This is a genomic window from Bacteroides sp. f07, assembly GCF_042854785.1.
GTDB lineage: Bacteria > Bacteroidota > Bacteroidia > Bacteroidales > Bacteroidaceae > Bacteroides.
This window is the reverse complement of sequence record NZ_BAABXI010000001.1, coordinates 1,634,103-1,653,239: the sequence shown is the minus strand read 5'-3', so window position 1 is coordinate 1,653,239 and position 19,137 is coordinate 1,634,103. Positions and strand designations below refer to the sequence as shown.

Genomic DNA, 19,137 nt, shown 5'->3' with positions numbered 1-19,137 from the left:
CTTTCATTATTTTTGTCTTACAAAATTATAAGAGAATGTCACAATCTCCAATATTTCTAGATATTAACAATAATAAATCTGTCATCAACGCCCTGAAAGCAGGCGAAGAAAAAGTATTTGACGCAGTTTACCGTCATTATTTTCGGCGATTATGTGCCTTCTGTTCACAGTATGTTGCCGAGCAGGAAGAGATTGAAGAGATTGTGCAGGAAACAATGATGTGGTTATGGGAAAACCGTTCCAGCCTCATGCCGGAACTGACATTGAAAACCCTTCTTTTTACGATAGTCAAGAACAAAGCCCTGAACCGTATCTCCCATTTTGAGATTAAGCGGAAAGTACATCAGGAAATAGTAGAAAAATACGAAGGCGAATTCAGTAATCCGGATTTCTATTTAGAAAATGAACTCTTGCGACTTTACGAAGAAGCGTTAAAACAACTTCCTAAAGAATACCGGGAAGCATATGAAATGAACCGTAACCAACGGTTGACTCATAAGGAAATAGCCGAAAGGCTCAAGGTTTCCCCCCAAACGGTCAATTACAGAATCGGACAGGCTTTGAAGTTACTGCGAGTAGCCTTAAAAGACTATCTGCCTCTATTCATACTTTGTTTCGGAACTGATTTTCTGAAAAAGTTTTATTAATTCATCCAATTATTAAATAATGAGCGAACTCCTTGTTTATAAAGCCTCTGCAGGTTCAGGAAAGACATTTACTCTGGCTGTAGAATATATTAAGTTACTTATTCTTAATCCGCGTGCTTATCGGCAGATTCTGGCTGTAACTTTCACGAATAAAGCCACGGCAGAGATGAAAGAACGCATTCTCAGCCAACTTTATGGTATCCAGACGAGTGATAAGGATTCAGAAGCCTATCTCAACCGTATCAAGGAAGAGACCGGTAAAACAGAACAGGAAATACGTGAAGCAGCCGGTGTTGCCCTCAGCTATATGTTACATGACTACAGCCGTTTCCGGGTAGAGACCATCGACTCATTCTTCCAATCCGTCATGCGTAATCTGGCACGGGAACTGGAACTCAGCCCGAACCTGAATATAGAACTGAACAACACCGAAGTACTTAGTGATGCAGTAGACAGCATGATTGAAAAGTTGGGACCTACTTCTCCCGTCCTCGCCTGGCTGTTAGACTATATCAACGAACGGATTGCCGATGATAAGCGTTGGAATGTATCGGATGAGGTCAAGAGTTTCGGACGCAATATCTTTGATGAAGGCTACATTGAAAAAGGAGAAAAACTTCGGGAGCGACTGCGCAATCCGGATACTATCAAAGAATACCGTAAACACCTGAAAGCCCTGGAGACTGAGGTTTTGGAACAAATGAAAGGCTTCTACGACCAATTCGAAGGAGAACTGGACGGACACGCATTGACTGCCGATGACCTAAAAGGTGGCTCACGAGGAATCGGCAGCTACTTCCGTAAACTCAACAATGGGGTTTTAGGTAACGATATACGTAATGCCACAGTAGAGAAATGTCTGGAAGATGCCAAGAACTGGGCAGCCAAGACTTCCCCCCGCCATGCGGATATCATTAACTTGGCAAGTTCCAGTCTCATGCAGATTTTGGAAGATGCCGAAAAGTTACGTTCAAAAAACAATCTGCTGCTGAACAGTTGCCGACTGTCCCTGCAACATCTCAATAAAGTACAACTTCTCGCCAATATTGACGAAGAAGTACGCCAGTTGAACTATGACAACAACCGGTTCCTACTGTCAGACACCAATGCGCTGCTCCACCAATTAGTGAAAGACGGTGATTCTTCTTTTGTATTCGAAAAAATAGGGACGAATATCCGCAATGTCATGATAGACGAGTTCCAGGACACCAGCCGGATGCAATGGGGTAACTTCAAACTGCTTTTACTGGAAGGATTATCCCAAGGGGCAAACAGTTTGATTGTCGGAGACGTAAAGCAATCCATTTACCGTTGGAGAAACGGTGATTGGGGAATCCTCAATGCTTTGAACGACCGTATCGAACACTTCCCTATCCGTGTCAAGACATTGGCTACCAACAGACGCAGTGAAACCAATATCATCCGGTTCAACAACCATATCTTCACGGCCGCTGCCGACTATCTGAACGGAGTCTACAAACAGCAGCTCGGCAAAGATTGTGAAGACTTACAAAAAGCCTATGCAGATGTTGTACAGGAATCTCCCCGAAGCACAGAAAAGGGATATGTAAAAGTCTCTTTTCTCGAACCTGACGAAGAACACGACTATACCGAACAGACTCTAATCAGTTTAGGGACAGAAGTAGAACACCTGCTTGCCAACGGTGTACGGTTAAATGATATAGCCATCCTTGTACGAAAGAACAAAAGTATTCCCCGCATCGCCGATTATTTCGATAAAGAGCTACATTACAAAATAGTATCGGACGAAGCATTCCGCCTGAACGCTTCCCTGGCTATTTGTATGATGATGGATGCTTTGCGCTATCTCTCGGACGAAAACAATAAGATAGCCCGTGCCCAACTGGCAGTTGCCTATCAGAACGAAGTTTTACAGAAAGGGCTGGACTGGAATACCCTCCTGCTTCTTCCTGCCGAGAATTATCTCCCTGCCGCATTCCTTGAAAGGATAAAAGAACTGAAGCTAATGCCGCTCTATGAGTTGTTAGAGGAGCTTTTCAGCATCTTCGAAATGAAAAACATCAAAGACCAGGATGCTTACCTGTTTGCCTTTTTCGACGCAGTAACGGATTACCTGCAAAACAATTCTTCCGAGCTTGACGCATTCATCCGTTATTGGGACGAAACACTATGCAGCAAAACGATTCCAAGTGGAGAAATAGAAGGTATCCGTATCTTCTCCATACACAAATCCAAAGGATTGGAATTCCACACAGTGCTTCTTCCTTTCTGTGACTGGAAATTAGAGAATGAAACGAATAACCAATTAGTATGGTGTGCCCCTCAGGCAGCCCCCTTCAACGCTTTGGATATTCTTCCTATCAACTACTCCACGCAGATGGCGGAATCCATATATGGAAACGACTATCTGCATGAACGCTTGCAACTTTGGGTGGATAACCTGAATTTGCTATACGTCGCTTTCACCCGGGCAGGAAAGAATCTTATCATCTGGAGCAAAAAGGCCCAAAAAGGTACAATGTCGGAACTACTGGCAAACGCACTCCCCGTTGTAGCCCTCAAAGAGGGGATTGATTGGGAAGAAGACTGTTATGAGCAAGGTAAACTTTGCCCTTCGGAAGAAGAGAAAGCAAAGACCTCTACCAATAAGCTTACTCAGAAACCGGAAAAGCTACCTGTTCAAATGGAGTCCATGCGCCATGATATTGAATTCCGCCAGTCCAACCGCTCAGCGGACTTCATACAAGGAATTGAGGAAGAAGAATCCGATGACCGTTTTATCAATCGCGGACGTATGTTGCATACCTTATTCTCCGTCATCGAAACGGCAGAAGATATTGAACCTGCCATTGACCGGCTTATATTTGAAGGAGTAATCAGAAACGAAGAAAAAGAAGAAACGGCACGTGAAGTGGTGCAGAAAGCCTTTTCATCTCCCGAAATACAAGACTGGTATTCAGGAGAATGGACACTGTTCAACGAATGTGCCATCATTTATAAGGAAAAAGGAGTATTACAAACCCGCCGTCCTGACCGTGTGATGATGAAAGGCGACCAAGTAGTTGTAGTCGATTTCAAGTTCGGTAAAGAGAATCCCAAATATAACAAGCAGGTGAAAGGATATATGCAACTGCTCACCAAAATGGGATATAAGAATATCACCGGATATTTGTGGTATGTAGATGAAGAAAAAATAGAAAAAGTATAAAGCAACCTAGAAACTGACCATATAAAAAATCAATATGCAAACATTTCTCCAACTAGTCGCTCACGATTTATATTCCAAAATAGGAAACGACCTGTCGCGCACGGTACTCGTTTTCCCGAACAAACGTGCCAATCTGTTTTTCAATGAATATCTGGCAGGAGAATCCGACCAGCCTATTTGGTCGCCCGCTGCAATGAGTATCAGCGACCTGTTTCAGAAACAGTCCGCACTGAAAACCGGTGACCCGATTCGATTGGTTTGTGAACTTTACAAAGTGTTCAAGGAAGAAACACAAAGCCAGGAAACACTGGATGATTTCTACTTTTGGGGAGAGTTGCTTATCAGCGACTTCGATGATGTAGATAAAAATATGGTGGATGCAGACAAACTATTCAGCAATCTGCAAGACTTGAAGAAGCTGATGGATGACTATGACTTCCTCGACGAAGAACAGGAAGAAGCAATTCAACAATTTTTCCAGAATTTCTCTATCGAACGCCGAACGGAACTTAAAGAGAAATTTATTTCCCTTTGGGACAAGTTAGGCTCCATCTATCACCGCTATCAGGAGAAGTTGACAGAGCTAGGCATTGCCTACGAAGGTATGCTCTACCGGAATGTCATCGAGCAGCTCGATACTGACCGGCTCAAGTATGACAAATATATATTCGTCGGTTTTAATGTACTGAATAAAGTGGAACACCAATTCTTCAAACTGCTGCAAGACGCAGATAAAGCCATGTTCTACTGGGATTATGATATATTCTATACCCGACAAATCAAGAAACATGAAGCCGGAGAATTTCTCAACCGCAATCTGAAGGATTTCCCGAACGAGCTTCCGGAAAGTTATTTCAACTCTTTCAAAACACCGAAGAAGATACGCTACATCTCCGCATCTACCGAAAATGCGCAGGCGCGCTTCCTTCCCGAATGGGTACGTACCACCTTCTCTAACAATGAATGTGAAGAAAAAGAAAATGCCGTAGTACTCTGCAACGAAGCACTGTTGCTTCCCGTACTCCACTCTATTCCGCAAGAAGTGAAGAACGTCAATATCACCATGGGATTCCCTTTGGCGCAAACTCCCGTTTACAGCTTTATCAACGCGGCAATGGAGTTGCAGACCAATGGATATCGTACTGATACCGGGCGGTTCACTTACGAAGCAGTATCAGCTATATTGAAGCATCCCTACACCCAACAATTGTCAGAGCATGCCGATAAACTGGAAGGCGAACTGACAAAGACAAACCGCTTTTATCCGCTCCCTTCGGAACTAAAATCAGATGATTTCCTGGCCAATCTCTTCACTCCCCGCAGCGGTATTAAAAATTTATGCGACTACCTTATCGGACTAATCAAAGATATCTCCATCCTATACCGCAAAGAAGGAGAATATAACGATATTTTCAATCAACTTTACAGAGAGTCCCTGTTCCAGAGTCATCTTAAAATCAACCGTCTCTATAGCCTGATTGAGAGTGGAGAACTGAACGTTCGCACCGACACATTAAAAAGACTGATTAGCAAAGTTCTGACTGCCTCCAATATCCCTTTCCATGGTGAACCCGCCATCGGAATGCAAGTGATGGGAGTATTGGAAACACGTAACCTCGACTTCCGCAATCTCATGATGCTGTCCCTCAACGAAGGACAATTGCCAAAATCCGGTGGAGAATCTTCATTTATCCCATACAATCTCCGAAAGGCTTTCGGCATGACGACCATCGAACACAAAAATGCGGTGTACGCCTACTACTTCTACCGTCTGATACAACGGGCAGAAAACATCACCCTACTCTACAACACCTCTTCAGACGGACTGAATCGTGGAGAAGAATCCCGCTTCATGCTGCAACTATTAGTAGAAGGCCCTCATGAAATCACTCGTGAATATCTGGAAGCCGGACAATCTCCTCAAAACAACCAAGAAATACAAATCGAGAAGACACCGGAAGTACTAAGACGAATCTACCGTGCTTACGATAGTACCAACCCCAAATCTGTGATTCTTTCCCCCTCTGCCCTTAACGCATACCTCGACTGTCGGCTGAGGTTTTACTACCGGTATGTGGCAGGACTGAAAACTCCGGATGAAGTCAGTGCGGAAATTGACTCCGCCCTGTTTGGAACGATTTTCCATCTCTCTGCCCAACTGGCTTATACCGAGCTGACAGCCAACGGAAATATGATACAAAAAGAAGACTTGGAACGCTTACTCCGTGATGAGGTCAAACTGCAAAGCTATGTTGACCGGGCGTTCAAGAAAGAACTATTCAAGGTAGCTCCTGAAGAAAAACCCGAATACAATGGCGTACAACTCATCAACTCCAAAGTCATTGTCTCTTATCTGAAACAGTTGCTGCGCAATGACCTTCAATATACTCCTTTTGAAATGATCGCCATGGAAGAGAAAGTTTCAGAAGAAATAACTATCCGCACCGGACAAGGCCCGTTCACTCTCCGTTTGGGTGGAACGATAGACCGCATGGACGCTAAGGAAGGAACTTTAAGAATCGTTGATTACAAAACCGGCGGAAGCCCCAAAACACCAGCCAATATAGAGCAGTTATTTACCCCTTCGGAAACACGCCCGAATTATATCTTCCAGACATTTCTCTATGCTGCCATTATGAGCCGGAAACAATCGCTGATGGTAGCTCCGGCCCTACTCTATATCCACCGCGCAGCATCGGAAAGTTATTCGCCCGTTATTGAAATGGGAGAACCCCGCAAGCCTAAAATGCCGGTAAATAATTTCGCTTTCTTTGAAGACGAATTCCGCGAACGCCTGCAAGCACTATTAGAAGAGATTTTCGATGAGAAAGAAGCTTTTACGCAAACGGAGGATATAAAGAAATGTTCGTACTGTGACTTTAAGGCAATCTGTAAACGATAGATTATTTTCAGAATATAATTTGGGCACGGATTACACGTATTTCACGGTTTTTCCAATTATCTTATAAACCGTGTAATTCGTGTAATCTGTGCTTGAATTATAATATATAAAGAAGTCTTAAAGCATCATCTCTCAACAGAGAAATACGTTGAAACTATTATTTTTCGAGCAACGGAATAGAGAAGCTAAATGTAGACCCTTCCCCCTTCTTCGAAGTAAACCAAAGTTTACCGCCATTCTTGACAACAAAGTCCTGGCACAGCAACAGTCCGAGTCCCGAACCTTCCTCATTATTTGTACCGAAAGTACTGAAATGAGTATCCGTATGCAACAACTTCTTCTGATTTTCTTCGTCAATACCACAACCACTGTCTTTCACACTAACAATTGCCATACCATCTTCCTCAGCCAATGACACCACAACTTCCGTTCCTTCATTGCTGAACTTGATAGCATTACTGATCAAGTTACGGATCACCGTCTTAATCATGTCGATATCAGCGCGCACAGCCACACTCGTCACAGGCACATCCTGTACAATCTTGATATTCTTCAAGCTGGCCACCATCGTGAAGATTTCACTTACCCCCTCTACGACCTCCGCCATATTAATATCCTGATAAACCACCTTCAACTTGCCAATCTGGCTCTTCGTCCATTTCAGCAAATTATCAAGCAATGAGAACACATCTTCAGTCGTCTGATTCGCCATCGTCAGCATTTCATACATCTCGTCACCGATAGTATCACTCGGCAAATTCAGAATCAGCATATTCAGCACCATCTTGATAGAGCCCATCGGTGAGCGCAAGTCATGTGCAATCACAGAATAGAGTTTGTCACGTCCCATGATTGTCTTACGCAACTCTTCCGTCTGCGCCACGATGATTCGTTTTGCCGCAACCAGAGAAATCTGATGCGTCACACGGATAATCAGTTCCTCCTTGTTGAACGGCTTCGATATAAAGTCATTTCCACCTACCTGAAATCCTTTCACGATATCCGCAGTGCTATTTAGTGCCGTCAGGAAAATAATCGGAATTTCAGCCATTTCCGGATCTGCCTTCATCTGCTGTGCCACTTCAAATCCACTGATATCGGGCATCATGACGTCTAGTAGTACAAGATCCGGTTTTTCCTTCTTTACCTGTTCCAATGCTTGTGTACCATTGCCGGCTGTCACAATATTGAATTTCTCATTGGTCAAAAGTACCTTCAGCAAAAGCACGTTTGAGATTACATCATCCACAATGAGCACTTTATATTCAGAAGGATTTATTTCCATATTCATAATAATCGCGTTATAATAGTTTTTTACACATCAAACTTTTTTAAAATACTCAATCATACGCTTCAATCCATCTTCCAATTCAATAGCAGGCTCCCAATTAAGTTTCTCCTTAGCCAGCGTAATGTCCGGCTGACGTTGTTTCGGGTCATCGTCCGGCAAAGGCTTGAATACAATTTTCGAAGACGAACCGGTCAGGCTGATTATCCTTTTTGCCAGATCAAGCACCGGAAACTCATTCGGGTTCCCCAAATTCACAGGTCCGGTGAAATCATCTTCCGTATCCATCATCCGTATCATCCCCTCAATCAAATCATCAATATACTGGAAACTGCGTGTCTGTTTGCCGTCACCATATATGGTAATATCTTCATTATTCAATGCTTGCAGAACAAAATTGGAAACCACACGTCCGTCATTCGGCAACATTCGCGCACCATACGTATTAAAGATACGGATAATCTTCACACGCACATCATTCTGACGGTGATAATCCATAAACAAGGTTTCCGCACAGCGTTTTCCCTCATCATAACAAGAACGGTAGCCCACCGGATTCACGTTTCCCCAATAACTTTCCGGTTGTGGATGAATAATGGGATCTCCGTACACTTCACTTGTTGAAGCCTGTAATATTTTGGCATTCAGTCTCATAGCTAATCCCAACATATTAATAGCCCCCATCACAGATGTTTTTGCCGTCTGGATAGGGTCGTGCTGATAATGAATAGGAGATGCAGGACAAGCCAAATTGTATATCTCATCCACCTCAGCAGAATAAGGGTAAGTGACATCATGTCTTACTACCTCAAAATGATGATTATTCATTAAATGAGCAATGTTATCTTTCGATCCCGTAAAAAAATTATCGAGGCATATCACTTCGTGTCCGTCATTTATAAGCCGTGTACAAAGATGCGAGCCTATAAATCCGGCTCCCCCACTTACCAGTATTCTTTTCATTATGCGTTTTTTCTATTGTTTACTAAAGAGACACCGTCCCTCCGTTTTGTTTATGGTCACAAATGTAACCGATTTGCTTTATATATACAATTTTCGGAAAGGATATTTTCGAAAAAAAACGCTATACCTTGTATGGTCTATGTCTAAATGACAAAGTGGCGGAGTCCGGTACTATAAAAACAATTAGGTTATAACACCTTACGTTCTGTTTCAGTAGGGGCAATCTCGTCAGGAATACTGAACTCCCGGTTGGCAAAGAGATCCGCCAAACCGGAAATTTGTTTCAGACGTAACAATTCGTCACGGTCCATACCGATATTTTTCATAATCCACTGGTCGGACATACCCGCTTTGTCGAGTTCCGCTACGATGTTGCACATCAATTCAATGTTATGCATCCCACGGGCACGGTTGTGCCGTATCGTCGAACTCATACGGTTCGACAAGTCTTTATCTATCACTACAATCGGAAGCAGTCCGTTCTCCCGGTTATAAATACGCTTCGAAGTCTTCAGCACCGTATAGCGGTGATAACCGTCCACCAGGATATAGTTATCTTCTTCTTTATTATAATAACACACGCATGGCATCGTAAAGCCATCTTCCCAGATAGAAAGTTCCAGCAACTTCATTTCGGGCGGTGCTACGACATTCGGATTATAATCGTTTGCATATACCTTCTCTACGGGTACCGCTTTTACATCGTAAACAGGGCTTTTATCTACACTCATGACACTATGATTCTATATTGTTCCATAATTTGACTTCTCTTACTCATCTCTTCCTTCGTCGGCGAGAATCCCATATACTTGCAGGCATGGTCGTTCTTGATGATACAGATGCACATCCGCTTGTATGTAGGTATCTCCCTAAACTCCGGTATATCAATATCATCCTGATATTCCATACGTACCGGTTTCTTCAGCGTTTTATAATTGCTGTTGTCCATGACGATAATCGGCACTTTGGCATCAATCAGTTTCTTGATAGTGGCCTCACTCAGGCAGCCCCCCTTCGTCCGCCAGAAGTTTACGCTCACCGACAACTTCCGAAGATAATTCTTCCGTGCCCGCTCCGGCAAAGTGGACAGCAGGAAGTACATAAACTCACGCCACGTATATCCTTCGGGCAGTTTCACCGATTGCCACCCCATGGCATGAGTACCGCCATACATTCCGGTAAAGTTGACACCGTTCACCCGCCCTATCATCTTGCCCCATGTATTGGGATCGAGCACCCGATAGAGCTGGAGACTCTCCTGCGCTTCATTGATAAAGGGACTTGCCACACGCTGCCGTTCCAGGTTGACACCTGCACGATAATAAAGGTCATACAACGTATTATAATCCCACTGGAACTTTCCGTTGGCAGTCCATACATCCGTCGTTTTCCAGTCGAAGATAGGATAGGCATTATAAATATCGTTCCCCACTTTCGATGTCCACTTGTACTTATGATACATCTGGAATTTGCGGCTCATGTAGATACACCGCCACCGGTTGAAACTTTCCTGCGTGCGGATTCCGATCAGGCAGCAAGTCCGCACTGCGTCATTTTTATTATGTATCCATTGCGCAAAACGCATCTGGAACTCATAATCCCACATCGTTGTGTTATAAAATGGAAAGTCGTCCTTGGTCATTGCCTTCTTGGGCATGGAGCGCACCCATATATTCTTCTTACTGTCTTCCCAGGGGCGCCAGAATGATTGATACATAGATGTACACGTAGACACGCGGAAAGGCACACACACCCGGTACACATCCAAAATATCCTTATTAGCTTCCAGAATCCGGTCTACATAATCAATGGTCATCTTATATTGAATCTCGTAATCCATATGAAAGACTCCGAGACGTATTTTCAAATTATTCTTCCGGATATAGTCTATACACATGTTCAACAGTACCCCGCTGTCCTTGCCACCGGAAAAAGATACATAGATATTATCAAACTCGTTAAATATAACCTTTAGTCGTTCTTGTGCCAGTTCATATACATTTTTTGTTCCTGTTATCTTCTTTTTCCCCATATATCATCTATACATTTTAACATATCTTGTCCACTTTTTATCCATGGATATAAATTCAAACTTCTCGAATATTTCTTTGTCTTGTATCAATGTGACAGAATTAAGCAGCCAGTTCTCGGGGGCGAACTCCTTAATGATGGCAGGTAACAGATGCGACAGAATTTCCTCCCGTTCAGCATCTTCTGCATTCACATAATAATTATTGATTACAGCCTTCTTCCGGCTTTTTTGCTCTACCGGAATGAAACCTACCACCTCTTTATCTTTCAGTGCAATAAACCACACATACTCCTCGCTTGTTTTGAAAGGGTAATTATTATTGGCGCGTATGACTTCAGGATCCATAACCATCGGTGCCAAGAGCCGATACAAGTGTTTGTCTTTTCCTTTTAATTGTATTATCTGTATCATATCATTCAAAAATGGACATACAAAAATAAGGAAAAAATATCAATTCAGTCATTTCTGTTCCTAAAACATTTGTTTTTCATATTATTATCTTTATATTTAATATTATTAATGTCTGGCATTCACCATTCCTCTTTCACGTTTAAAGTAAGTCAGCACGGTAGCAGAACTGAGATATTCACGTCCGGGAATGTGCGACCGACTCCGGAATTTATAACGTGCACACACCACTTCACATGCCAGCCTATACTTAAAAAACAGTTTATAACGATGCTGTAGATAATCAAATATCTGGCAGAGGTGTGCAAAAGTCTCCCCTACTTTATCATTGGGAATAATTTGTGGCGCACGGTTCGTATCTTCTATATGCTCCATCTCATTAAGTATATATTCCAATTGTTCTATTTCCTCTTCCGTCTTTTGCATTGTACACTTCATTTGTTCCGACTTCTCTTTCTGGTGCATGTATTGTTCGCGCTTATGTTGTAAACGTTCCTTTATTGCTTCTGTTCCTTTTAATTCCATAATTTTTTAGTTATACATGAATACTCTGGCACTGCTTCCGGATAGCCATTTAAAATGCCATATAAAATCTCTTTTCGCATGCAAATATAGAGAAGATTGTTTAAATAATTAGATTTTTAATTAAAAATTTTTTCACGGAAATGAGATATTTAAATTACCGGCATTAAAAAGTTTGTTTTTTCAGCCTGTGAGGCAAGTAGTACTTTTGTGGCGTAATCAAACTTTGTAGATAATGGAAAAGGAGAAAAAGATACAATGTCACTAGTGTCCCGTTAAAATCGGGACGAGTTATTAATTAATCAAATAATCCCGGAATAAGGGGATTAAATTGTTCTTTGACATCATTGAAATTAGTCTTATTAAACAGCTCTTGTAAAGGCGTTTTATCTGTTAATGAGATGCTAAGAATCTGCAAGACCTCATAAGTTGAACGATTCAGTTGCATATCATATTGGACAATAGCTACTAAACAATAGGTGATGATAGCAACACTAATCTGTATTCGAACCGCATTCTCGGTAGTACCCCAGAACCTTTTTATCTTAAGGTGTTGTTTCAGCCATTTGAAGAAAAGTTCCACGAACCATCTTTTCTTATAAAGATTGGCAACATCAAGTGCAGATATGTGTTTGGCATTCGTCAGGAATGTGAATTCACGATCATCCTCTTCATCATAGAAACGGATGACTCTGAATGATTCAGGATACTTCTTTTCAGAAGTGTACCCTATCAGTTTCACTTCCGCATCTGAAAGGATATTCTTCGGCATTCTACGCTTCCATTTACAGAACTTGCATTTCAGATTAGACTTCGCTCTGACTACAAAGAAAGAACCTGTAAGATGAATCCGATAAAGTTCTTTAAACGAGTCATACGCTCTGTCAAATATATAATAAGCATTTGGCTCATAATTAATTGCGGACATTTCTGTTGAATCATGCCTGGATGCTGTAGTTACTGTATAAAAGGCTGGAAGTTGTGCTTCTATGTCATAAAGGACATGAGCCTTAACTCCACCTTTTTTCTTACGGAACTTCGCCCAAGGGAATGTAGCCAAACATAAAGGAATCGTAGTGGAATCAAACGCATACTTCCTTCCTGGAATATCCAAGATGTGAGTCGATCGTTTTTCACATGCTTCCTTCATCATATAGAAAGCAAAATCTTCGAAGATTCTGTAATCCCGATTCTGATTGGCAGATGCAAGCGTAGTTTTGGCAATGGGCTCACGACCCAATCCCAAATGATAACGCTTTCCTTGATGTGCTTCCAAAGCTACAATCAAGTCACGAAGACTTTCACGATTACTGAGTTGACCGAACATCATTGCAAGTAACTGACTCCAGCAAGTGAAATGTTTCACATAACGATTGCCATCATACTTGTCTACAAGTCTTCTGAACTTATCATTGTTCAAGAATTCTACTAACTGAGCGAAAACATATTTATCTTGGTTCATTTGAGGTCACCTTAATTGACCTCAAAGGTATGATTTCAAATCGTCGCGCCTAAAAAGTAGTATCTAATAGACTATATTTCAATTATTTCAAAGAACTATTTATCCACTTTTACGGGACAGTAATGATACAATGTATTTTAATACATTCTTTCTTTACTATATATATTATGGGGATTGAGGGGTGGTCGAAGCGCGATTACGACATACGCGGTTCCCCATTCAAACAAGGCATTTGAGAAAGACGAAAGAGGTCGGTTCGGGTGGTTCAAAAAAACAGAGATACCAAACAGCCGGAATACTTTCATAATATATTCACCAAAACTATATGAAAATGAATAAACCAACAGCAGAAATGCTAAAAAAGGGATATCTTCTCTTCCCTAAAGTGTTATTTGAGGAGCAGATTAAAGCGACTAAAGGCGCAAGAGGATACTTCGATGCCTTTATCCTGGTATTAACCCACGTCAATTACAGCACCACAGAGTGTTGTACCCATAATCACACGTTCGAGTGTCGCCGTGGCGAGTCCGTGATGTCCATCGCTCGCTGGGCTGAATTGTTCGGATGGAAACGCAGCCGTACACGGTATTTCTTCAATAAGATGTATGAAGAGGGTATTATCCAGAGAGTTGCCAACCCGTATACCACTCACATACGTATCCCCGCCTACGATATGTTCGTTGGACAGAAGCGTCGCGAGAATGCTCGTGAAGAAACGAACGGAGTCACCTTCGAAACATTCTGGGAGAAATATCATGAAGTAACCCAAACGCCCAAGCTCAATATCGGGCGCGCGCGCCGGGAATGGAAAAAACTTTCTCCTCATGAGCGAAATCTCAGCCTGAAGAATATTGATGAATATTATGACAACCTAGCAGATACGAAATACTGTATGCAGGCAAGCACGTATCTGTCGTACAAGGCATTCATGAATGAATATGATTATTAGAAAAGAGAATGAGTGAAATTTTAAACCCGCAGGATGCCGAGCTCGAGGAAATCGTACTCGGCGCCTGCCTGCTGGAAAGCAAAGCTATCACACTGGTTGCAGACATATTGCGACCGGAAGTTTTTTACACTGAAACAAACCGTGAGATTTATTCCGCCTTGCAGAGCATGTACCGTGCCGGACAGGCAATAGACATCATGACGGCAAAAGAGGAACTTGCCCGACGCGGCAAGCTCGAATTCATAGGCGGGCCTTACACAATAGTACGCATCAGCGCCCGTGTAGTGTCCAGTGCCCATCTCGAATACCATGCCCGGATTCTGAAACAGAAATATATCCGCCGCGAAGCGATTCTGGCGTTCCACAAACTCCTGGCACTGGCGGCCGATGAAACAACCGACATAGATGATACACTGGCTGATGCCCATACCCTTTTCGACCGGCTGGAGAAAGAGCGTGGCAACTCCGAACATCTTCGTTCCATGTTGCAACTTATGGATGATACTATCAAGCAGATAGAAGTCCGCATTGCCTCTAACAAGAATGGTGTCACGGGGCTGCCCACCGGATTTGCCGACCTCGACCGCCTGACGTGCGGCTGGCAACCCGGTGACGAGGTAGTTATCGCCGCCCGTCCCGCAGTAGGCAAAACCGCCTTTGCCCTGCACCTGGCACGGGCTGCCGCTATTGCCGGATACCATATCGCTGTATATAGTCTCGAAATGCAAGGCGAACGTCTGGGAGATCGCTGGTTACTGGCTGCCGCTCCGAGGGTCAACCCTGACCATCTCCGCAGCGGACAGCTTACTCCCAACGAGTTACAGCAGATACACGAAGCGTCAACGGAACTGTCACGCCTGCCCATTCACATCGATGATAATCCGTCAGTAAGCATGGATTATGTCCGCTCTTCGGCAAAACTGTTGCATAGCAAAGGGCAATGTGACGGTATCATCATCGACTACCTGCAACTGTGCGACATGAAAAGCGACCAGAACAACCGCAACCGCGAGCAAGAGGTAGCCCAGGCCAGCCGTAAAGCCAAGATGCTGGCAAAAGATCTGAATATCCCCGTGATACTTCTCAGCCAGTTGAACCGTAATGTGGAAGGACGTCCCGACAATCGCCCCAGCCTGAGCGACCTTCGCGAAAGTGGAGCTATCGAACAAGACGCGGACTTGGTACTGATGCTTTCACGCCCCGCCCTTTCAGGACGTGAGACAGACCGCAAGAGTTCATATCCTACCGAAGGGCTGGGTGTGATAGATGTTGTCAAACACCGTAACGGAACGACCAAGGAACTTTACTTCAGACATGACCCGAGCATGACAAAGCTGGAAGACTACGTGCCCGGAATAGATTGGATGAAAAAGAATACAACCGCTTAGCCGTTTTTTATCAAACATTCGATTTATTTATTTTAACCGCCCGCTTGATTGGAGACAAGCGGGCGGTCGGTATTTGGAGAACAAGCGTATCTTTGAATTAAAACGACCACTCTTTTCTATTCAAAGGAGCGGTCGTTCTAATTCAAAGATACAGTCGTTTCAACCCAAAGGTACAGTCGTTTCAACTCAAAAACACGGTCATCTTACATCAGCATGTTCATGCATAAGAATATAGCCATCCGGTTCTCCCAAATAACGTACGATTAAGCGAACCTCCCGCGCGCTGAACATTTTCAGTTTCGGGTGAAAATCCCCCGCCGTCAATTCCTCCATCAAAGGCATACAATTACGCATCCAGCGACGGAGTTTGGCTACGGATACAGGGTCACTCAAATATGGGAAATACATCCTTGCCAGTTCTAACTTATCATAGCATCTCACGCAAAATCTAACTTCTTCCATTTTATCCGGATTATTCTAATATTAATGGTATAAAGGTAGTGTTTTTTCCGTATACCGGCAAGTATTTAGTCAAAAATAATAACTACCGTTCAGTGTCGTTCACTAACGTTCACTCCCCTGCTCCGATATGGTATCTTTGCAGTGTAATCGATTACAGGAATATGTTTTCCAAGAAGTAAACAGTAAGTTTCAAGTATTAATCTTAAAAGAAAAAATTATGGCACAGAAGTATGTAGTAGTGGAACGAAAGAACCCATTGAAGCCACAGGAACCGGCTAAGTTTTATGCGATGGCACGTAGCAACCGCAGAGTGGATACAGACGAGATAATCAGTCGTATCTCAGAGCGTTCTTCCTTTTCCATCGGTGAGCTGAAAGGTTGCATCACGGAGTTTTTGTTGGAAATGAAGAATCAGTTGGCGCTGGGTAATATTGTTCTTTTGGGGGATATGGGGAGCTTCCGTATAACGATTTCCACCGGCAATGCGACGGAAACAGCAGAGAAGTTCAAGGCAGCCACCTGTATCAAGATATCGCACGTCCGTTTTCATCCGGGAAGTATGCTCGTGGATATGTGTAAGGCGATGAAGTACACCTTGATCAAGCCGGGTAAAGAGGAAGGCGATGATGATGTCACCGTTCCCGATCCGAATCCGGACGATGGAAACGACGGAGAAACTCCCGATCCGGATCCGGCAGCATAATCTTAGCAGTTATATATTCACCATTTAAAAGTAAAAAGTCATGAAAAAATCTATTTGGAAACAAATCTTGCAAATCTTTATCACCGTAGCCACTTCAATCGTGTCCGCCCTGGGCGTAACGTCTTGTGCAGCTCACATCTAAACGCACGAATGAGATGAAAGACTTGAAAGAATTTTCTCTGAAAGAGGAATATGTGCCACGGAGCATCCAGTACATTGTCGTACATTGCAGTGCTACACGGGCAAATATTCCCTTCACGGAAGAGCAATTGCTCAAATGTCATTTAAAGCGGGGATTCAAATGCATCGGTTATCATTTTTATGTGACGAAAGACGGGGTTCTCCATCATACCCGTCCGATGAGTGAAATCGGAGCGCATGCACTGGGATTCAACTTACATAGTTTAGGAATTTGCTATGAAGGCGGACTGGATGAATCGGGAAAGCCGGCTGACACAAGGACTGCTTTGCAGAAAGAGACGCTTCGGCGGGTATTGAGTGAGTTGAAAGGACTCTATCCCGAAGCAAGGATTGTAGGGCATTACCAGTTGAGTGCGGATGTACATAAGGCTTGTCCTTGCTTTGACGCAAGAAAAGAGTATTCGGATTTGTAAAAGGTTTCGAGGAGGATTTAATAGTAAAGGCGGCCGTTTAAAATGACCGCCTTTACTTATTGTACGATATTACCCTATAAAGAATCCCTCAAATTATTTATTTAGAATCTTCCGGAAAAAGACATCAAGATGCAATGCACTATCCGGCGTAAATCTTTCGGCCGGGCAAAAAACAAAGCCAAATACTTTACCGAAATTTGGTCTAATATTCCTTTTTATTAATTAAAAAGAAAGCTGTTTTTCAGGCGGTTGTTGGAATCCATTCTCTTTTCTCTATATTTGCGCCCACATTTATTATTTGCTATAAAAACCGTCTTATTCAAATAAAACAGCTAAATAAAATAGAACCGATGGATAAAATTAACGCAGTAATTACAGGAGTTGGGGGATATGTTCCCGATTACATCTTGACTAATGATGAAATTTCTAAGATGGTAGAAACCACCGACGAATGGATTATGGGACGTATCGGAATTAAGGAAAGGCATATTCTGAAAGAAGAAGGACTCGGTACTTCATATATAGCACGCAAAGCTGTGAAGCAATTGATTCAGCGTACAAAAACAAATCCGGATGATATTGACCTGATAATCGTTGCTACTACCACGCCTGATTACCGCTTTCCTTCGACAGCTTCCATCTTATGCGAAAGGCTAAAATTAAAAAATGCTTTCGCCTTTGATATGCAAGCTGTGTGCAGCGGTTTCTTGTATGCATTGGAAACAGGAGCAAATTTCATTCGCTCGGGAAATTACAAAAAGGTCGTGGTTGTAGGTGCTGAAAAGATGTCGTCAATCATAAATTATACAGATCGCGCGACTTGCCCTATTTTCGGCGATGGTGGAGCAGCCGTCATGTTGGAGCCTACCACCGAAGATGTAGGAATTATGGATTCCGTATTAAGAACGGATGGCAAGGGATTACCTTTCCTGCATATAAAAGCCGGTGGTTCCGTATGCGCCCCTTCTTATTATACATTAGACAATCAAATGCACTATATCTATCAGGAAGGGCGTACTGTTTTCAAGTATGCCGTGGCCAATATGGCTGCCGCCTGCGAATCTGTTATCGAAAGAAATCATTTAAGCAAAGAAGATATTGACTGGGTAATTCCCCATCAGGCTAACCAACGTATTATCACCGCCGTGACTCAGCGTTTAGAAATATCACCTGAGAAAGTCATGGTTAATATAGAACGCTACGGCAACACAAGTGCCGGCACACTCCCACTCTGCATCTGGGATTTTGAAGATAAGTTCAAAAAAGGAGATAATGTGATTCTTACAGCCTTCGGAGCCGGATTTGCCTGGGGAGCTATTTATTTGAAGTGGGGATATGGCGGGAAAATACACCCATAAAAAATATCCATACCAAAGCATGAAGCATATTCAACAGGCGGGGATGAACCATGCTTCTCCATTTTATTGAGGCGGTTATATTCTGCCGCATAAAGAAAAAGCTCTGAAATCCTTGAATTTCAGAGCTTTTTTCTTTATTTGCTTTCTTGAAGAGGCGGTGCGTACGGGACTCGAACCCGTGACCCCATGCGTGACAGGCATGTATTCTAACCAACTGAACTAACGCACCAGAATTTCATTTTAAATCGC

17 protein-coding genes and 1 tRNA gene are annotated in these 19,137 nt (G+C 43.0%); 9 read left to right on the top strand and 9 right to left on the bottom strand.

Going from position 1 to position 19,137, the window contains the following annotated elements:
- Nucleotides 1–35: 35 nt before the first annotated feature.
- The 3 genes from ACGHVY_RS06675 to ACGHVY_RS06665 are packed head-to-tail and all read left to right on the top strand — an operon-like array spanning nucleotide 36 to nucleotide 6,739.
- Entirely contained in the window at nucleotides 36–647 is a 612-nt protein-coding gene (locus ACGHVY_RS06675; RefSeq protein ID WP_390597960.1) for an RNA polymerase sigma-70 factor, read from the top strand.
- A gap of 19 nt (nucleotides 648–666) precedes the next feature.
- Nucleotides 667–3,837 carry a UvrD-helicase domain-containing protein gene (locus ACGHVY_RS06670; RefSeq protein ID WP_390597958.1) on the top strand — a complete coding sequence of 1,057 codons (3,171 nt, stop codon included), beginning with the start codon at nucleotides 667–669 and terminating at the stop codon, nucleotides 3,835–3,837.
- Nucleotides 3,838–3,871: 34 nt separating this feature from the next.
- Nucleotides 3,872–6,739, top strand: a complete 2,868-nt coding sequence (locus ACGHVY_RS06665) for a PD-(D/E)XK nuclease family protein (protein WP_390597956.1) — start codon at nucleotides 3,872–3,874, stop codon at nucleotides 6,737–6,739.
- A gap of 157 nt (nucleotides 6,740–6,896) precedes the next feature.
- Here ACGHVY_RS06665 and ACGHVY_RS06660 read toward each other — a convergent pair whose 3' ends face one another.
- From ACGHVY_RS06660 to ACGHVY_RS06630, 7 genes are all read right to left on the bottom strand, one after another.
- Nucleotides 6,897–8,030, bottom strand: coding sequence for a hybrid sensor histidine kinase/response regulator (locus tag ACGHVY_RS06660; RefSeq protein ID WP_308743820.1), 1,134 nt, complete (start codon nucleotides 8,028–8,030; stop codon nucleotides 6,897–6,899).
- 30 nt (nucleotides 8,031–8,060) lie between these two features.
- Nucleotides 8,061–8,990, bottom strand: a complete 930-nt coding sequence (locus ACGHVY_RS06655; protein ID WP_308743821.1) for an SDR family oxidoreductase — start codon at nucleotides 8,988–8,990, stop codon at nucleotides 8,061–8,063.
- 188 nt (nucleotides 8,991–9,178) lie between these two features.
- Nucleotides 9,179–9,721, bottom strand: a complete 543-nt coding sequence (locus ACGHVY_RS06650; RefSeq protein WP_308743822.1) for a ParB/RepB/Spo0J family partition protein — start codon at nucleotides 9,719–9,721, stop codon at nucleotides 9,179–9,181.
- The gene (locus tag ACGHVY_RS06645; RefSeq protein WP_390597953.1) at nucleotides 9,718–11,022 is read right to left on the bottom strand and encodes a DUF3440 domain-containing protein; all 1,305 of its coding nucleotides are present in this window, start codon (nucleotides 11,020–11,022) and stop codon (nucleotides 9,718–9,720) included. The genes ACGHVY_RS06650 and ACGHVY_RS06645 overlap by 4 nt, the downstream gene beginning before the upstream one ends.
- 3 nt (nucleotides 11,023–11,025) lie before the next feature.
- Nucleotides 11,026–11,433 (bottom strand): hypothetical protein, encoded by a 408-nt coding sequence (locus ACGHVY_RS06640; RefSeq protein ID WP_390597951.1) that lies wholly within the window; start codon nucleotides 11,431–11,433, stop codon nucleotides 11,026–11,028.
- 105 nt (nucleotides 11,434–11,538) lie between these two features.
- Nucleotides 11,539–11,955 (bottom strand): hypothetical protein, encoded by a 417-nt coding sequence (locus ACGHVY_RS06635; RefSeq protein WP_308743825.1) that lies wholly within the window; start codon nucleotides 11,953–11,955, stop codon nucleotides 11,539–11,541.
- Between the two features lie 295 nt (nucleotides 11,956–12,250).
- Nucleotides 12,251–13,414 (bottom strand): IS4 family transposase, encoded by a 1,164-nt coding sequence (locus tag ACGHVY_RS06630; RefSeq protein ID WP_002561845.1) that lies wholly within the window; start codon nucleotides 13,412–13,414, stop codon nucleotides 12,251–12,253.
- A 331-nt stretch (nucleotides 13,415–13,745) separates the two neighbouring features.
- On the opposite strand from ACGHVY_RS06630, the gene ACGHVY_RS06625 reads away from it, so the two are divergent.
- Both ACGHVY_RS06625 and dnaB read left to right on the top strand, forming a co-directional pair.
- Nucleotides 13,746–14,363 (top strand): hypothetical protein, encoded by a 618-nt coding sequence (locus tag ACGHVY_RS06625; RefSeq protein WP_308743826.1) that lies wholly within the window; start codon nucleotides 13,746–13,748, stop codon nucleotides 14,361–14,363.
- An 8-nt stretch (nucleotides 14,364–14,371) separates the two neighbouring features.
- Complete coding sequence (gene dnaB / locus ACGHVY_RS06620) at nucleotides 14,372–15,751, top strand: replicative DNA helicase (protein WP_308743827.1); 1,380 nt, start codon at nucleotides 14,372–14,374, stop codon at nucleotides 15,749–15,751.
- A gap of 198 nt (nucleotides 15,752–15,949) precedes the next feature.
- On the opposite strand, the gene ACGHVY_RS06615 is transcribed toward dnaB, so the two are convergent.
- Nucleotides 15,950–16,213 (bottom strand): DUF4248 domain-containing protein, encoded by a 264-nt coding sequence (locus tag ACGHVY_RS06615; RefSeq protein WP_308743828.1) that lies wholly within the window; start codon nucleotides 16,211–16,213, stop codon nucleotides 15,950–15,952.
- A gap of 217 nt (nucleotides 16,214–16,430) precedes the next feature.
- Between ACGHVY_RS06615 and ACGHVY_RS06610 the strand changes: the two genes are divergently transcribed.
- From ACGHVY_RS06610 to ACGHVY_RS06595, 4 genes are all read left to right on the top strand, one after another.
- Nucleotides 16,431–16,916, top strand: a complete 486-nt coding sequence (locus ACGHVY_RS06610; RefSeq protein ID WP_308743829.1) for an HU family DNA-binding protein — start codon at nucleotides 16,431–16,433, stop codon at nucleotides 16,914–16,916.
- A gap of 40 nt (nucleotides 16,917–16,956) precedes the next feature.
- Complete coding sequence (locus ACGHVY_RS06605; RefSeq protein WP_308743830.1) at nucleotides 16,957–17,058, top strand: smalltalk protein; 102 nt, start codon at nucleotides 16,957–16,959, stop codon at nucleotides 17,056–17,058.
- Between the two features lie 13 nt (nucleotides 17,059–17,071).
- Nucleotides 17,072–17,530 (top strand): N-acetylmuramoyl-L-alanine amidase, encoded by a 459-nt coding sequence (locus ACGHVY_RS06600; RefSeq protein WP_390597947.1) that lies wholly within the window; start codon nucleotides 17,072–17,074, stop codon nucleotides 17,528–17,530.
- 350 nt (nucleotides 17,531–17,880) lie between these two features.
- Entirely contained in the window at nucleotides 17,881–18,888 is a 1,008-nt protein-coding gene (locus ACGHVY_RS06595) for a beta-ketoacyl-ACP synthase III (protein WP_390597945.1), read from the top strand.
- A gap of 155 nt (nucleotides 18,889–19,043) precedes the next feature.
- Here ACGHVY_RS06595 and ACGHVY_RS06590 read toward each other — a convergent pair.
- Nucleotides 19,044–19,117 (bottom strand) — tRNA-Asp (locus tag ACGHVY_RS06590).
- Between the last annotated feature and the right edge of the window lie 20 nt (nucleotides 19,118–19,137).

Excerpts from the sequence above, each read along its gene's own strand:
- ACGHVY_RS06675 (WP_390597960.1), top strand. The coding sequence starts at position 36 with ATGTCACAATCTCCAATATTTCTAGATATTAACAATAATAAATCTGTC.
- ACGHVY_RS06670 (WP_390597958.1), top strand. The coding sequence starts at position 667 with ATGAGCGAACTCCTTGTTTATAAAGCCTCTGCAGGTTCAGGAAAGACA.
- ACGHVY_RS06665 (WP_390597956.1), top strand. The coding sequence starts at position 3,872 with ATGCAAACATTTCTCCAACTAGTCGCTCACGATTTATATTCCAAAATA.
- ACGHVY_RS06660 (WP_308743820.1), bottom strand. The coding sequence starts at position 8,030 with ATGAATATGGAAATAAATCCTTCTGAATATAAAGTGCTCATTGTGGAT.
- ACGHVY_RS06655 (WP_308743821.1), bottom strand. The coding sequence starts at position 8,990 with ATGAAAAGAATACTGGTAAGTGGGGGAGCCGGATTTATAGGCTCGCAT.
- ACGHVY_RS06650 (WP_308743822.1), bottom strand. The coding sequence starts at position 9,721 with ATGAGTGTAGATAAAAGCCCTGTTTACGATGTAAAAGCGGTACCCGTA.
- ACGHVY_RS06645 (WP_390597953.1), bottom strand. The coding sequence starts at position 11,022 with ATGGGGAAAAAGAAGATAACAGGAACAAAAAATGTATATGAACTGGCA.
- ACGHVY_RS06640 (WP_390597951.1), bottom strand. The coding sequence starts at position 11,433 with ATGATACAGATAATACAATTAAAAGGAAAAGACAAACACTTGTATCGG.
- ACGHVY_RS06635 (WP_308743825.1), bottom strand. The coding sequence starts at position 11,955 with ATGGAATTAAAAGGAACAGAAGCAATAAAGGAACGTTTACAACATAAG.
- ACGHVY_RS06630 (WP_002561845.1), bottom strand. The coding sequence starts at position 13,414 with ATGAACCAAGATAAATATGTTTTCGCTCAGTTAGTAGAATTCTTGAAC.
- ACGHVY_RS06625 (WP_308743826.1), top strand. The coding sequence starts at position 13,746 with ATGAATAAACCAACAGCAGAAATGCTAAAAAAGGGATATCTTCTCTTC.
- dnaB (WP_308743827.1), top strand. The coding sequence starts at position 14,372 with ATGAGTGAAATTTTAAACCCGCAGGATGCCGAGCTCGAGGAAATCGTA.
- ACGHVY_RS06615 (WP_308743828.1), bottom strand. The coding sequence starts at position 16,213 with ATGGAAGAAGTTAGATTTTGCGTGAGATGCTATGATAAGTTAGAACTG.
- ACGHVY_RS06610 (WP_308743829.1), top strand. The coding sequence starts at position 16,431 with ATGGCACAGAAGTATGTAGTAGTGGAACGAAAGAACCCATTGAAGCCA.
- ACGHVY_RS06605 (WP_308743830.1), top strand. The coding sequence starts at position 16,957 with ATGAAAAAATCTATTTGGAAACAAATCTTGCAAATCTTTATCACCGTA.
- ACGHVY_RS06600 (WP_390597947.1), top strand. The coding sequence starts at position 17,072 with ATGAAAGACTTGAAAGAATTTTCTCTGAAAGAGGAATATGTGCCACGG.
- ACGHVY_RS06595 (WP_390597945.1), top strand. The coding sequence starts at position 17,881 with ATGGATAAAATTAACGCAGTAATTACAGGAGTTGGGGGATATGTTCCC.